The organism is Campylobacter sp. VBCF_04 NA7 (assembly GCF_027737405.1).
Classification (GTDB): Bacteria; Campylobacterota; Campylobacteria; order Campylobacterales; family Campylobacteraceae; genus Campylobacter_B.
Genome location: NZ_JAOVTT010000001.1, coordinates 126823 through 141554 on the forward strand (window position 1 = coordinate 126823; position 14732 = coordinate 141554).

Sequence of the window (14732 nt, forward strand, 5' to 3'; positions counted from 1 at the left end):
TTTAAATTTTAAAATTTTCGACCGCTTTTTCCTGCGATAATAAATCTAAGCGCATTTAGCTTGATAAAGCCGTCTGCGTCTTTTTGGTTAAATACAGCGTCTTCTTCAAATGTGCTAAATTCAACATTAAACAAGCTATCTTTGCTCTCTCTGCCTCTTACAATCACATTTCCTTTGTATAGCTCTATGCGAACTACACCATTTACGCACTCTTGTGATTTATCAATTAGGCTTTGAAGCATGATTCGCTCTGGGCTAAACCAAAAGCCGTTGTAGATTAGCTCAGCGTATTTTGGCATAAGCTCGTCTTTTAGGTGCGCTGCGCCACGATCTAGCGTGAGGCTCTCTATCGCGCGGTGGGCTTTGAGAAGGATTGTGCCACCTGGGGTTTCGTAGCAACCTCTACTTTTCATACCGACATAGCGATTTTCGACTAGATCAAGTCTGCCGATACCGTGTTTAGCGCCGAGATTGTTTAATTCGTGTAAAATTTCATGCGCTTTTAGTTTTTTGCCATTTAGCGCGATTGGATTGCCGTTAGCATACTCGATTTCGATGATTTCGCTCTCATCTGGGGCGTTTTTAGGATCATTGCTCCATCTCCACATATCATCTTCTGGTGCGTGGTTTGGATCTTCTAGCACCAAGCCCTCATAAGAGATATGAAGTAAATTTGCGTCCATTGAATATGGTGATTTGCCTGGTTTTTTGGTGATATCAATACCATGCTTTTGCGCGTAAGCTAAAAGCTTTTCGCGGCTGTTTAAATCCCACTCGCGCCATGGAGCGATGACTTTGATATCAGGTTGCAATGCGTATGCACCAAGCTCGAAGCGAACTTGATCGTTTCCTTTGCCAGTAGCGCCGTGGCTAACAGCGTCTGCACCTGTTTTTTGCGCGATTTCAACCATTTTTTTCGCAATTAGCGGTCTAGCGATACTTGTGCCTAGCAAATACTCGCCCTCATAGACTGCATTTGCGCGAAACATAGGGAAAACATACTCTTTTACAAACTCTTCTCTCAAATCTTCAATAAAAATATTTTCTGGTTTAATGCCTAGTTTTAGGGCCTTGTCTTTGATTGGGGCTAGGTCTTCGTTTTGACCGATATCAGCGGTGAAAGTTACCACTTCGCAGCCATAATTATCGCCAAGCCATTTTAAAATAATACTCGTATCAAGTCCGCCAGAATACGCCAGAACTACCTTTTTTACGCTTTTTTGCATAACCACTCCTTTGATTTGAAAATAACGGCAAGGATTTTAGCTAAATTTTGGTTTAAAAGTTCTGAAATTTGCGAAATTTGGGAAATTTGCAAAATTTTAAGGCGTTAAAATAAAAATTAATATCAAATTTGCTAAAATTGATTTTGAAATAAACTTTCAATAAAGGTAGATAATGTTTTCATCATTTTTCAAAAGCAAAAAATGGCGAATTTTGGCGTGGGGCGGTATGTTTTGCATACTAGGTATAAATTTGTTTCAAACCATTTTAAATGTAAAATTTAACGAGTGGTATCGGACATTTTACGATATGGGTGGCGAGATAGACAAGCACACAATCGATGAATTTTACCAGCAAATTTTGCTTTTTATCTGGATTGCTGTTTGGTTCGTGCTATCGGTGGTTGCTGAGCGATATATCACGCGTGTATGGGTGCTAAAATGGCGTGAGGCGATGACATTTGCATATATCGGCTTTTGGCGCAAGGTAGAGCGCGATATCGAGGGTAGCTCACAGCGTATCCAAGAGGATATTTATCGTTTCACCAAAACGCTCGAAGATGTCGGCATGCGTATCGTCTATGCCTTTATGACGCTCTTTGCCTTCATACCGATTTTGTGGAATTTAAGCTCAGGGGTCAAAGTACCAATACTCGAAAATATCCCAGGCGGGCTTGTTTGGATTGCGCTAATCGTTAGTATCGGAGGGCTTGGGGTTTCGTGGTTTGTGGGCAGGTATTTGCCACGCCTAGAATACAACAACCAAAAGGTCGAAGCAGCCTTTCGAAAAGAGCTAGTATTCGCCGAAGAAGATAAGCAAAACTACGGCAGCGAGACAAAGATTATTTCGCTTTTTGACAAGCTTAAATTTAACTACCACAAGCTGTTTTTGCACTATTTGTATTTCGATGCGTGGCTAAATACATACTCACAAATCCTAGTCATGGTGCCTTACCTCATCATGGGTCCAGGGCTTTTTACCAAGGCAATCACGCTTGGCGTGCTGATCCAAACGGCAAACGCGTTTAATAAAGTGCGCGTGAGTTTTAGCGTATTTACGAATAACTGGACGACAATCACAGAGCTAAGATCAATCCACATGAGGCTTAAAGAATTTGAGGAAAATATCGGGTATAAGCCAAATTTAGAGTAAAAAAAATAGCGAATTTGGGTGAAATTTACCCAAATTCGCAAAAAGGAGTTCAATGAAAATTTTAAAATTTAACTTCTAAATCTACCCAGAAATTTCGCCCACGACCTACCGCAGTAGTTTCTCTGGTTCTATTTGCGTTAATGTATGGTTTATCAAAGATATTATTTACACCAAAACCAACTGTCGCGCCATCTAAAAAAGGCAAAACTTCGCTTTTTTCTATTTTGTATTCGCCCTTAAAATCAGCAATCGTAAAGTCCTTATCGACATAATGCGTAACTTCACCCGTCCTTGAATTTACACTATAAATACCATCTCCGTAAATTTCAGGCGAAAACCAATGGCTAATTTTTAAATCCAAACTCAAATTCGAAAGTGGTTTGTAACCAAAACTTGCCATAAGTTTATCGGCGTGTCTGCCGTTTGTAATAGGCTCTTTTGTTTTGCTATCATAAATTTTTAGGTGTTCGTAACCTGCGCCAAATTTAAATCCGTTTATTTCATAGTTTGCACTAAGCTCAAAACCATGTCTTTTTGCCTCTTCGACATTTTGATACTGTCCATATTCTTGAGATCCAGTTCCTGCCGGATTAAGCCCACTAATCGGTGGTGTTCCTAAATCTGGTCTTTTTGCAATATTAATCATATCTTCGATTTTTCCGTTAAAATAAACGCCTTTGAAGCTAAATTTATCATTATCGCTAAAAATAGTATCATCTGCAAAGCTAAATCCAATTTCATACTCTTTTGCAACCTCTGATTTTAAATCAGGATTTGGTATGTAATAATACATCCTATTTATCGAACCAGCCTGCGAAGTCTCATGTGGAGTTGGCGCTCTAAAACTCTCACTATATCCTGCAAGAAGAGTAAATTTGTCAAAAAAAGTATAGCTTAGCGCAACTCTTGGCGAAAATCTATCGTCGCTAAATTCGGCGTCATTTACACCTACTTCGCGTTTAAATTTATCATATCGTCCGCCAAATGTAAGCTCAAAATTTCCAATTTGCATAATGTCTTGCAGATAAATTCCGAAATCTTGCCATTTATTTGGATGAGAGAAAAAATCCATAGTAGAGACGCCATCAACCGCCATTAAAGCATCCTCTTCTCTGTTTTGATAGTCAAATCCAGTCACAAGATTGTGATTTATAATACCAGTTTCGAAACGCGAAACATTTTTTAAATTTAAGCCCCAACGCTCTTCATCATTATTATACATACTATTCCAAACCCCAGAACCCTCGGTTTCTTCGTAAATTCTATGGTATTTAGACTCTGTTTTGTAGGCTGTCAATTCCAAATCAATCCATGGATTTTGTGGAGTGTAAAAATAGTTAAAAACATAATCTCTTTGCTCTAAATTTCCCTTGACATCTAAACTATCATAATTATTCCAAAGTGTTTGCCAAGTAGTAAGAGCGTCTAGTTTGTAGTCAAAAAGGCTGAATTGCAATCTATGATTATCACCTAAATTTGCCCCTACTTTGGCAAATATAGTCCTAATTTCCTCATCATCAAACGATTTTTTTGTGGTAGGGTCGTTCGGATCTGCATATTTTGAACCACCATCAGCAAATTTCATATTTCCATACGATGCTTTTTTGCCATAAACCAAAACATCCACCGGAATATCTTTTGGTGCAGCATATACAGCAGCTCTGCCACTTTTCATATTATTTGACTCTAATCTGCCACCAAGCATAGCACCAAATTCTTTGCCCTCACTTAGATAATCCCTAGCATCTTTTGTGCTCATTTCTACAATTCCGCCAATAGCACCAGAACCATGCAAAATCGAGCTAGCGCCCTTTGTAACCTCAACTCTTTTTAAAATATCGCTATCGGTTCTAAAACTTGAAACCATATTCGAATACAAACTTGGGCTTCTTGGAACGCCATCTTGCTTAATGATAACACGATTTTCGCTTTGGTAGCCAAATCCACGGATTTGAAACTGCCTACCGCTTTCGCGCCCCATTTCCATACCACCATCTACACCTGGAATATCCATAATAGAATCGATAACATTTGATTTTTGTTTCAACTCTTTTTCGCCAACTACGCCAACCGAACCTGCGTATTTTAAATTTTCGACCTCCGTCAAGGTCGCACTAACGATAATCTCATCGAATTCAACCGCATTATGCTTGGGGTTTGTTGCGTTGTTTTCGACACCAAAAAGCACACTAGCCACAACGATAGAAAGATAAAAGCTCTTTTTCATGTGGAATTTCCTTTCGTTAAATTTGTATTTAAAAATCGTGGCAAAATTATATTCATTATCAACTTAAAATATATTGAAAATTTTTATCAATAAAATGTAATAGAGATTATACTTCGTTTTTATCGAAGTTTTTATAAAATTTTAAGGAAAATTTATTAAAAAATTTTGCGAGAATTTATTGTTTTATTTTCGTTTAAAATTTTAAAATTTATGAATTTTATGCATTTTAACAAAATTGATAAAAACAAATTTATAGTAGTAAAATTTTTGATTAATTATAAAATTTTAAATTCGCCTAAATTTCCAAATTTTAAGGCGAATTTGGCTACAATCCCGCCCATGAGAGTAGATAAATTTTTAAATTCAGTAAATATCACAAAAAGGCGCGCCATAAGCGAGGATATGTGCAAAAGTGGCGTAGTCTATATCAACGGCGCAGTGGCAAAAGCTAGCAAAATCCTAAAAATCGGCGATATAATCACCATTAAATTTTTAGAAAAAGATAAAAGCTATCAAGTTCTGGGCTTTCCCGCCACCAAAAACACGCCAAAAAGTGAGCAAGAAAAATATGTCAAAGAGCTTTAAACTCACGCTAAGAGAGAGTGAAATTTCACAAATCGCTGAAATTTTGCCACGCAGTGGAGTGATTTTGCTAAATGGCACGCTAGCAAGTGGCAAAACTACGCTAACGAAGGCTATCGCGCTATCGCACGGCATAGATCCAGCCGCTGTGAGTTCGCCGACATTTTCACTCATGCAAAATTACGGCCAAATTTACCACTATGACTTGTATAATGGCGGTAGCAAGGCGATGATGAGTAATGGCTTAATCGAAAATTTATTCGAAGACGGGCTTCATATCATCGAGTGGGCGGACGAGAATTTGATAAAATTTATTGAAAAATATGAGCTGGATTGTTGCGCGGTAAATATCAAGGTCATGGGCGACAAACGCGAATATGAGGTAGTTTATGCATAGATTAGAAGTAAAAGATTTGAAAAAGACTATCAAAGGCACCCCGATAATCAAGGGCGTTTCATTAGAGGTCGAAAACGGCGAAGTCGTGGGCTTGCTAGGTCCAAATGGCGCAGGCAAAACCACGACATTTTATATGATTTGCGGGCTGATTTCTAGCACGAGTGGCGAGATTTTGCTCGATTTTAAGGATATCAGCAATGTCCCGCTTCACAAACGCGCCAAGCTTGGCATCGGATACCTGCCCCAAGAAAGTAGCGTTTTTAAGGATTTGAGCGTGGAAGAAAATTTAATGCTTGCCGCTGAAATTACCTACAAAGACAAAAAAATCGCAGCAGAAAAAGTCGATGAAATGCTAAATTTGCTAAATATCGAGCCGATAAGGGAGCGAAAAGGGGTGAGCCTAAGCGGTGGCGAAAGAAGGCGTTGCGAAATCGCACGAAGTCTAATGATAACGCCGAAATTTTTACTGCTTGATGAGCCGTTTGCGGGTGTCGATCCTATCGCAGTTAGCGACATACAAAACATCGTGCGAAGCCTAAAAGAGCTTGACATCGGGATTTTGATAACCGACCACAATGTCCGTGAGACTTTGGCGATTTGCGATAGAGCTTATGTCATCAAAGACGGCGAGTTGCTCACTAGCGGCACAGCTAAACAGGTCGCAAACGACGAAAATGTGCGAAAATACTATTTAGGCGATAATTTTAAATTTGATAGTGAAATCGTAGAGTAAATCGAATAAACTTTAACAAATTTTGGACAAATTTCACCAAATTTAAACCCCAAAATTTTAATAAAATTTGCCAAATTTCAACCTAACGAAATTTGGCAAAAATTCAAAATTTCGCAAAATTATACTTAAAATTTTACGAAATTTTATGCGTTAAAATCCCTGTAAAATTTTACCAACTATACTTCGCGGTTAGTGTTACCTTCGCGCCCTCGCCGTAATAGCACCAGTAGTTGCACCCTGCGACATACTCCTTATCAGCGATATTTGTCGCATTTAGACGAAGCGAAAAGTCCTTATACGAATACTCTGCCATAGCGTCAATTAGTGTGTGAGATGGCACACTCACAGCGTCATGGCGAGGCGATGTCCATGCGCTACTCTCGCTCTTGCTTTTGCCCACATAGCGCACGCCAGCGCCCATTTTGAGCCCATGTCCGCCACCTAAATCCATAGAATAAACCAAAAAGCCAGAGAGCATATCTTTTGGGATTAGCGGCGTTGGCGTCATGTAGTCAAAGCCATCGACATTGATTTTGGCTTCGTTGTAGTGCGTGTAAGCGGCGATTAGGTTTAAATTTTCGCTTAAATTCACATTTGCGCCAAGCTCCACGCCTTTGGCTACCTGCTTTCCAGCCTGAGATGAAAAACTAGAACCGTCGGTGTATGGGACATTTCTCTGCTCTATGTCAAAATACGCTAGGCTAAATTCGCCGTCTATGAAGCTTGGCAGATATTTCACACCCGCTTCGTATTGTCTAGCCGTGGTTGGCTTGTAAAACTCGCCCGAACTCGTGCGGCCGGATTGTGGCATAAAAGACTCAGAGTAGTTGAAATACGGCATAAATCCACTATCAAATGCGTATAAAATTCCAGCCTGATATGTCGTTTCGCTTGTATCATAGCTTTTCTCGCCATTTAGCGTAGCCTTAGCCTTGTCGTGGCGCACTCCAAGGGTCAAATTTAGCTTTTCAAACAGCTCAATTTTATCGTTTAAATAAAACCCAAGCTGACTTTGATCCAAGTCATAATTCGGGTTTGAAAACGACAACGCCGGATTTGCCGTTAGGCGGGTGCGCACTGGATTATAGACATTTATAGTGCCTACGAAGTAGTTGTAAAAATACTGCCCCCTAGCGCGGATATCTCTGTAATCCACGCCCAAAGTTAGGCGATTTTTCACACTTCCCCACTCGTCTTCGTAGCTTATGCGGTTATCGAATATATGCGAATTCACACTCGCATCGACAAAGAGCAAATCCTGCGCGATATCGGTATCGTTTATCATATTATACTCGACACTTGCGCCGATTTGGTCTTTGTTTTCGCGGTTAAATTTATAGCTTGATTCGAATTTTAGCTTGTCGTTAAAGCTATGCGCTAACTCATATCCAACCGAAATTTGATCGCGCGATAGGCTATCGTTTAATGCGCCCAAATTTGCACTTGGCGAAATTTTACCCTGCGCGCCAGGTATCATCGTGCCTACATAAGGGAAAAACCCATTACTTCCAGTGCCTGCGTCATGCGTGAAGCTAGATAGAAGTGTGAGTTGTGTATCATCGCCTAGCAAAAACAAAATTGAAGGCGCGATGAAAAAATGCTCGTTCCATGTGTAATTTATATCGCCACGCTTTTTCTCATAATCGCTTACAATGCGAAATTTCACATTTTCGCTAAATCCGTCGCTGACATCGAAAAACACCCCACGCAGGTGATTTGAGCCAAATTTCGCGCCGATTTCGCCTTGTGGGGTGAGAGTTGGACGCTTAGAGACTAGATTTATCACGCCACCAGCGTATGATGAGCCATAAAGTAGCGAGTTTGCGCCCTTTACCACCTCGATACTCTCATATCCGTATAAATCAGGACTGATACCAAAATATCCGCCCTTATACGCACTAGCGCCGTCCAAGCTCACACTCGCTTCAAATCCACGAAGTCTAAGCCAGTCGCTAGTATCCAAATCCGCGCCATAAGGCTGACCGATAAAACCTGCTTCATATTTTACAGCCTCGTCTAGCTGTGTCGCGCCACGCTCTTCGATTGCTTTTTTGCTTTCGATTACAGATGAGCTTCCAGCACTCATGAAATCGACCTTGCCACTACCCTTGCCTACCGAGCCTACCACGGCGATTTCGTCTAAAACCTGCGCCTCGTTTGCCGTCTCAGAGACTTCCTGCGCCAAAACAGCCGCCGCACACAAACTAAGCGCAAACGCGCTACCAAAAATTTTTCGCATAAATGCTCCTTTGATTAAAATTTATTAAATTTTTCTTGCAATCCATAAAAAATAAAGGCTTCCGATTATCGTAGCGACCACGCCACAAGGTATTTCGTAAGGAAAAATCAAATTCCTACCCAAAAAATCCGCCACGCTCATTATCAAAGCCCCGATTAGCGCACTTGCCATGAGCCCAGCGCCCGTTTTGCGAAAACCCAAAAATTTCGCCAAATGTGGCGCGATAAGCCCCACAAAACTCACTGGCCCCACGCAAAGTGCGCTAAAAGCCGACAACACGGCGCAAAATACAAACAAAATAGTTTTAAATTTGAAAATATCCACGCCCACGCTACTAGCGCACACATCGCCTAGGCTTAAAATCGTAATTTCTCTTTGAAATCTCATCACCACGCCAAAGCTAATCGCGCAAAGCATCGCCAAAAGCAAAACCTGCGAAAAACTCGCACCGTAGGTGCTTCCAGCGCTGTATGAGATAAAATCATAAATCCTGCTATCCCCGCTAAAAAGCAAAATTTTCTCCACCGCGCTCACAAAGGCACTCACCGCAATCGCGCTTAAAATCACGCGCATTGGACTCATGCCACTTCTCGCATTTATCGCCAAAATAAAGCCCAAAACCACCAACGCCCCAAATACGCCAAAAACAAAGCCAAGCGCAGGTGCGAAAAACATCGAAACAAGCACGCCAAGGCTCACGCCAGAACTAATGCCAAGAAGCTCAGGCGAGGCCATGTCGTTGCGGGTTAGACTCTGTAAAATATAGCCACAAACAGCCAAAATTCCGCCACAAAGCAAGGCTGTAAAAACGCGGTTTATGCGCAGAGCGAAAATTTCGCGCGAGAATTCGCCATAAAATAGACAAAACGCCACGAAAACAGCCAAAATTCCGCCAAGAAGTGGCAAATTTAAATACTTCGCCCTTTCGTGAATTTCGTTTTTGGCGCCGTTTCCTGCGTTTGCGTCCTTTGTGGCGCAGTGTATGAGCCACAAAAACATCGGCGCACCCAAAAATGCGCAAATCGCACCCGCAGGAAGCGAAATTTGGGTTAAATTTTGCAAGATTATAAGTCCGCTGTCGCAAATGCCTAAAATCAAAGCCCCTAAAATGGCGCAAAAAAGGGCTTTTTTGACAAACGAGCTAAATTTCAGCTGATTTGCGAGATAACTCGCCCCAAGTCCCACAAATGCGATAATCCCACAATGCGCCACCGCCACAGCGGTAAAATACGCACCCAGCACAAAGCCTATAATTCGCACCAAAACGACATTTAGCCCAAGCGATTTTGCCGTGCTATCGCCAAGCCCAAAGAGCCAAAACGAACGCGCAAAAGCAAGAGTTAAAAGCAAGGCTGGAAGCGATAAAATCGCCATTGTGCGCAGGTTTGCGTAGCCGTTTTGGGCTAAATCGCCACTTAGCCAAACCGTGATAAAATAACTTTCATCTTTGAAAAATATCAAAAGTAGCGCGCTTAGTGCGCCAAAGACTAGCCCTATGATTAGACCGCACAGCGTCGCGCTAAATGCGCTAAACTCGCGCGTATTTGTGAGCGCAAACAAAAGCCCAAGTCCGATGAGCGCGCCCACAAACGCACTTAGCGTGGTGCCAAGAGCAGGCGCGAACAGCCCCAAAAACAGCACCCCAAAGGCGCTTGACGCGCTTACGCCACTGGTGCTATCACTCGCTAATGGATTGTGCGTAATAGCGCAGAGCAAAAGCGATGAAAGCGAAAGCAACGCACCGCAAAGAAGAGCCGTCAAAATGCGTGGCAGGGTGGAATTTAGCACCACAAGGGTGCGAATTTCGCCCAAATTCGCGTGTGCGCCAAGAAGTGAAATGGCGCAGAGTATCGCAAAAATGAGCGTTAAAACGAACAAAGTTTTATTCATTTGCGCTCTTTTGCGAAATTTTAGAATTTGGCGAAATTTCTAAATTTTGCGAAATTTTGGAATTCGCCAAATTTGTCTCATTTTTCAAAATTTCACTCAGCAAATTTGCAAATTTTTGCATACTTAGCCACGCACCAGCGCTCCACACAGCCTCTATTTGCGCGCGGTTTTGCAAAATTTGCAAATTTTTATAAATCCCATTTGAGGCGATTTGCGAGTTTATATCAACCCTGTTTGGCTCGATTATGACGAGCTTTGCACCCTGTTCCACCTCATAAAGTGCGCTTACATGGGCACTCGCGATACCCCAGAGATTATATGATAAATTACTTGAAGCCAAATTTTGCACTCCAAGCTTTGATAAAACCACGCCATACAGGCTGTTTGCGCCATAAATCCTAATGTGAGCCACATCGATAAACTGCACGACTAAAACAGGTGTGGCGAAATTTTCTAGCTCTTTTTTCTTTTTTTCGAAAAATTCGTTATTTTTGGCAAGTAAAATTTTCGCTCTCTCTTCGCAATCCAAAATTTTCGCCACTTCCAAAACAGCCAAATTTAGGTTGTCTTCCAAATTTCCGTCTTTATAAACATCGATAATACGGGTTTTGGCGTATTTTGAAATGGTTTTTTCGTGCCCCGCAAAAAACGATGGCAAAAGCACAAAATCAGGCTTCAAAGCTATTATCATCTCCAAACTCGGCTGGTTTCTAAGCCCCAAGTCTAGGGTATTTGCGCCACTACCTAGCCCACCACCCCAGAGCATAAAACTCTGCTTTTCGGCCATTGCGATTGGATCAACTTCTAAAAACTCCAAAATCTCCGCTACGCCCCAATCTAGCGTGATTATACGCGGTTTAGTATCGCCAAATACTGCGCCACAAAAAATCAGCAAAAAAATAATCGCTCTCATTAAAACATCGCCGTTAATAAATTTGTCTTTGGGTGCGCGATTATATGGGCATTTACGCCATAAATTTCTTTGATTTTTTCTGCACTCATAGCCTCGCTAGATGGGCAGTTTAGTATCAGCTCGCCACCTTTTAGCGCGATGATTTTATCGCAGTGCGAACAGGCTAAATTTATGTCGTGAATCACGATGATGACGCATTTACCAAGCTCTTTTGCCATTTTTTTGATTAGCGCCATGACGCTTAGCTGGTGCGCGATATCTAGGGGCGCTAATGGCTCGTCAAGTAGCAAAAAATCGCTTTCTTGCGCGAGTAGCATGGCTAAGAAAATGCGCGATTTCTCGCCGCCACTTAGTGTGGAGACGATCTGGTCTTTGAATTTGAGCGTATTTGTGATTTCTAGGCACTCGGTAGCGATTTTAGCGTCGTTTTCTTTGTCTGTAAAATACCTGCCCCCGTGCGCATATCTGCCCGCCATAACTAGCTCCAAGCCCGTCAAATGAGAAGCGTCTGGTAAAATTTGGGGCAAATAAGCAACACTTTTGGCAAATTCTTTTTTTGCGTAATCTTCGATTTTTTTGCCATTTAGCGAAATTTCGCCACTTTGATTTTTGATTTGTGCGGCTAAAAGTTTGATAAGCGTAGATTTGCCAGAGCCATTGTGCCCCACGAGAGCGTAAAATTCGCCCTTTGCAAACTCTAAATTTATATTATTTAAAATTTTTTTATTTTGTATTTGGTAATTTAGATTACTAGTTTTTAACACGATGATAATATCCATTATTAAAATAAAAGATAGATATTATCAAAAATTTAATAAATTTAAACTAAATATTTAACAATTATTATCAAAAGCCATATCAATTTAAAATTTTAAAAATGATAAAGTATAGCAAAATTTGCCCTCTTCTACTCCCATAAACTTGGCTCATGTGGGTCTGTATAGCTAGATAAAATTTGATATGGCTGGTAGTCAAATTTGTATTTTAGGCTCGCGCACTCACGCACTGCATAACCCAAATATATCCAGCGCAGATTAAATTTTTTCGCGATTTCAATCTGTTTTAAAAGTGAAAATTTCCCAAGGCTAAGATCGCTTCTGTATGGGTCGTAATAGCAATAAATCGAGCTTATCCCGTCTTCGACAATGTCGATCAAATCGACGCAAATCAGCCTGTCAAACTCATCGTAATACGAAATTTCCTTGCCGAAATTTCCATATCCCTCCACATAAATTTCATAGTATTTCTCAGGCGTGATATTTTGGCGCGGCCAGCCCTTTTTTTCGCTCATATAGTTGTGATAAATTTCGAAAAGTTCCAAATGCTCGCCGTCTAAAATCGGCGCTGAAAAGCTAAGCGTGGTTTTTTCGTTTTTTTTATAAACTCTGCGGTGCGATTTGGAAAATTTGAAATTTCTCGCATCTACTCTCAGGCTTTTACACTCATCGCAACCCGCACAAATGGGCTTTTGGAAGTAATTCCCAAAGCGTCTGTATCCGTGAGTGACTAAATTTGAATTATAAGAATACGAAGCGTTTTTGACAAAAATGTATTCATTTCTAGCTGATTTTCCCTGCAAATACGGGCAGGGAAAATCGAGCGTGCAAAATGGAATTTCAAGCATTAAATTTTTCTAATATTTGCGTTTTCAATATATTTCAAAAACTCGTCTTTTAGCCGATTTTCGCGCGCACTTACGCTCTCATCGCCTAAATCCTCATCTTTGAAAATATCTTTAAATTCATCGCGATTTGGGTTTGGTTTTGGCTTAGGTTTGGGTGGATTTTTCGCCTTTTCCTCTTTAATCATATCTTTTTTTATGCTATTTAACGATTCTAAAAAATCCATTTTCGCTCCCTAAATTTCGGCTTCTCTCATAGCAGAAGCGATTGCGGCGACGACTTCGGTTTTTTTCGTATCGAAATCGTCCTTGGTGTTTGCCAAAATTTTGTCCAAATTTTTCTCGACATAGCTCGTATCGAAAAATCCCAGTCTAAACTCACGCGATTTGCTAATCGAGAGCAAAAATGGGATTATCGTGCGCACACCCTCTATGCGGAACTCCTTCAATGCCCTTTCTAGCTTATTTACCGCCAAGTCATAATCTGTCGTTTTGATAATGAGTTTAGCTAAAAGCGAGTCGTAAAATGGCGGAATTTTATAGCCTTTGTAAATATGGCTATCCACGCGCACGCTAGGTCCTAAAGCTGGGTAATAATCCTCGACTTTGCCAGGCGCTGGGGTGAAATTTTTCCATACATTTTCGGCTGTAATTCTCGCCTCGATCGCGTAACCGCGCGGTTTGATATCGCTTTGTTCGAGCTCTAAAATTTCGCCGTTTGCGATACGGATCTGGCGCACGACGATATCCACACCGGTGATTTCCTCGGTGATTCCGTGCTCGACTTGGATTCTGGTATTCATCTCCATAAAATAGAAATTGTTGTAATCATCGAGCAAAAACTCCACAGTGCCGACATTTGAGTAATTCACAGCCTTAGCCGCGGCTACTGCGGTGATACCCATGGTTTTGCGCAAATGCTCGCTAATCGACGGGCACGGGGCGATTTCGATGATTTTTTGGTGACGGCGTTGGATTGAGCAGTCGCGCTCGCAAAGGTGGATAATGTTGCCGTAATTATCGCCGATGATTTGAAACTCGATATGGCGCGGATTGACGACGAGTTTTTCCATAAAAACTTCATCATTATTAAAATACGCCTTCGCCTCTCTGGTGCAGGATTCAAACGCCGCTTCCATATCCTCTTCGCTCCAAACTTCGCGGATTCCACGCCCTCCGCCACCGCCGCTTGATTTCAAAATCACCGGGTAACCGATTTTGCGGGCGTATTCTTTGATAGTCTCCATTGATTCGTTGTTTAATTTTTCGGTGCCTGGCACGATAGGAATACCATTTTTGCGCATTAAATAGCGAGCGATGTTTTTATTACCCATTTTGCGGATAACTTCTGGTTTTGGACCGATAAAGATAATCCCAGCGTCCTCGACCTCTTTTGCGAAATCATAATTCTCACTCAAAAATCCATATCCAGGGTGGATAGCGTCCGCACCGCTTGCCTTAGCTATTTCTACGATTTTTTTGGCGTCCAAATACCCAGTAAGTGGCTCTGTGCCGACCTCATAGGCCTCATCAGCAATTTTAACATGCAAGCAGTCTTTGTCAGGCTCGGTGTAAATCGCTATACTTTTTATGTGCAAATCTCTACATGCTCTAATAACCCTAACCGCGATTTCACCGCGATTTGCTATGAGAATTTTGTGTATCATACTAAAACACCTTTTTGTAAAAATAATATCGCGTATGATAGTATAAAAAATGTTATATCAAGTTGAAATTTAGGGGAAAAGTCAAAA

General features: G+C 41.3%; 13 protein-coding genes. 4 read left to right on the forward strand and 9 right to left on the reverse strand.

Annotated elements, in window-relative coordinates; all coding sequences use genetic code 11:
• Positions 1-8: 8 nt before the first annotated feature.
• Entirely contained in the window at positions 9-1226 is a 1218-nt protein-coding gene (locus OFO00_RS00555) for an argininosuccinate synthase (protein WP_270864464.1), read from the reverse strand.
• Positions 1227-1398: 172 nt separating this feature from the next.
• Between OFO00_RS00555 and OFO00_RS00560 the strand changes: the two genes are divergently transcribed.
• A complete protein-coding gene (locus tag OFO00_RS00560) occupies positions 1399-2376 on the forward strand; it encodes a putative transporter (RefSeq protein WP_270864465.1) in 978 nt (325 codons plus the stop codon).
• Positions 2377-2437: 61 nt separating this feature from the next.
• Here the strand turns inward: OFO00_RS00560 and OFO00_RS00565 are convergent, their stop codons facing one another.
• The gene (locus OFO00_RS00565; protein WP_270864466.1) at positions 2438-4603 is read right to left on the reverse strand and encodes a TonB-dependent receptor domain-containing protein; all 2166 of its coding nucleotides are present in this window, start codon (positions 4601-4603) and stop codon (positions 2438-2440) included.
• Between the two features lie 339 nt (positions 4604-4942).
• Between OFO00_RS00565 and OFO00_RS00570 the strand changes: the two genes are divergently transcribed.
• The 3 genes from OFO00_RS00570 to lptB are packed head-to-tail and all read left to right on the forward strand — an operon-like array spanning position 4943 to position 6315.
• The gene (locus OFO00_RS00570) at positions 4943-5188 is read left to right on the forward strand and encodes an RNA-binding S4 domain-containing protein (RefSeq protein ID WP_270862526.1); all 246 of its coding nucleotides are present in this window, start codon (positions 4943-4945) and stop codon (positions 5186-5188) included.
• The gene (gene tsaE, locus OFO00_RS00575; protein WP_270864467.1) at positions 5172-5582 is read left to right on the forward strand and encodes a tRNA (adenosine(37)-N6)-threonylcarbamoyltransferase complex ATPase subunit type 1 TsaE; all 411 of its coding nucleotides are present in this window, start codon (positions 5172-5174) and stop codon (positions 5580-5582) included. The genes OFO00_RS00570 and tsaE overlap by 17 nt, the downstream gene beginning before the upstream one ends.
• A complete protein-coding gene (lptB, locus tag OFO00_RS00580; protein ID WP_270864468.1) occupies positions 5575-6315 on the forward strand; it encodes an LPS export ABC transporter ATP-binding protein in 741 nt (246 codons plus the stop codon). The genes tsaE and lptB overlap by 8 nt, the downstream gene beginning before the upstream one ends.
• 169 nt (positions 6316-6484) lie before the next feature.
• Here lptB and OFO00_RS00585 read toward each other — a convergent pair whose 3' ends face one another.
• From OFO00_RS00585 to OFO00_RS00615, 7 genes are all read right to left on the reverse strand, one after another.
• Complete coding sequence (locus OFO00_RS00585) at positions 6485-8554, reverse strand: TonB-dependent siderophore receptor (RefSeq protein WP_270864469.1); 2070 nt, start codon at positions 8552-8554, stop codon at positions 6485-6487.
• Between the two features lie 24 nt (positions 8555-8578).
• Entirely contained in the window at positions 8579-10444 is a 1866-nt protein-coding gene (locus OFO00_RS00590) for an iron ABC transporter permease (protein WP_270864470.1), read from the reverse strand.
• Positions 10437-11357 (reverse strand): ABC transporter substrate-binding protein, encoded by a 921-nt coding sequence (locus tag OFO00_RS00595; RefSeq protein WP_270864471.1) that lies wholly within the window; start codon positions 11355-11357, stop codon positions 10437-10439. Before OFO00_RS00595 ends, OFO00_RS00590 begins: the two co-directional genes overlap by 8 nt.
• A complete protein-coding gene (locus tag OFO00_RS00600; RefSeq protein WP_270864472.1) occupies positions 11357-12121 on the reverse strand; it encodes an ABC transporter ATP-binding protein in 765 nt (254 codons plus the stop codon). The genes OFO00_RS00595 and OFO00_RS00600 overlap by 1 nt, the downstream gene beginning before the upstream one ends.
• Before the next feature lie 143 nt (positions 12122-12264).
• A complete protein-coding gene (locus OFO00_RS00605) occupies positions 12265-12981 on the reverse strand; it encodes an arginyltransferase (protein WP_270864473.1) in 717 nt (238 codons plus the stop codon).
• Positions 12981-13205, reverse strand: a complete 225-nt coding sequence (locus OFO00_RS00610) for a hypothetical protein (protein WP_270859463.1) — start codon at positions 13203-13205, stop codon at positions 12981-12983. Before OFO00_RS00610 ends, OFO00_RS00605 begins: the two co-directional genes overlap by 1 nt.
• Positions 13206-13214: 9 nt before the next feature.
• Complete coding sequence (locus OFO00_RS00615) at positions 13215-14645, reverse strand: acetyl-CoA carboxylase subunit A (RefSeq protein WP_270862426.1); 1431 nt, start codon at positions 14643-14645, stop codon at positions 13215-13217.
• Positions 14646-14732: the final 87 nt, after the last annotated feature.

Coding starts and splice junctions, on each gene's coding strand:
- OFO00_RS00585 (WP_270864469.1), bottom strand. CDS start 8,554: ATGCGAAAAATTTTTGGTAGCGCGTTTGCGCTTAGTTTGTGTGCGGCG.
- tsaE (WP_270864467.1), top strand. CDS start 5,172: ATGTCAAAGAGCTTTAAACTCACGCTAAGAGAGAGTGAAATTTCACAA.
- OFO00_RS00560 (WP_270864465.1), top strand. CDS start 1,399: ATGTTTTCATCATTTTTCAAAAGCAAAAAATGGCGAATTTTGGCGTGG.
- lptB (WP_270864468.1), top strand. CDS start 5,575: ATGCATAGATTAGAAGTAAAAGATTTGAAAAAGACTATCAAAGGCACC.
- OFO00_RS00565 (WP_270864466.1), bottom strand. CDS start 4,603: ATGAAAAAGAGCTTTTATCTTTCTATCGTTGTGGCTAGTGTGCTTTTT.
- OFO00_RS00595 (WP_270864471.1), bottom strand. CDS start 11,357: ATGAGAGCGATTATTTTTTTGCTGATTTTTTGTGGCGCAGTATTTGGC.
- OFO00_RS00570 (WP_270862526.1), top strand. CDS start 4,943: ATGAGAGTAGATAAATTTTTAAATTCAGTAAATATCACAAAAAGGCGC.
- OFO00_RS00590 (WP_270864470.1), bottom strand. CDS start 10,444: ATGAATAAAACTTTGTTCGTTTTAACGCTCATTTTTGCGATACTCTGC.
- OFO00_RS00610 (WP_270859463.1), bottom strand. CDS start 13,205: ATGGATTTTTTAGAATCGTTAAATAGCATAAAAAAAGATATGATTAAA.
- OFO00_RS00605 (WP_270864473.1), bottom strand. CDS start 12,981: ATGCTTGAAATTCCATTTTGCACGCTCGATTTTCCCTGCCCGTATTTG.
- OFO00_RS00615 (WP_270862426.1), bottom strand. CDS start 14,645: ATGATACACAAAATTCTCATAGCAAATCGCGGTGAAATCGCGGTTAGG.
- OFO00_RS00555 (WP_270864464.1), bottom strand. CDS start 1,226: ATGCAAAAAAGCGTAAAAAAGGTAGTTCTGGCGTATTCTGGCGGACTT.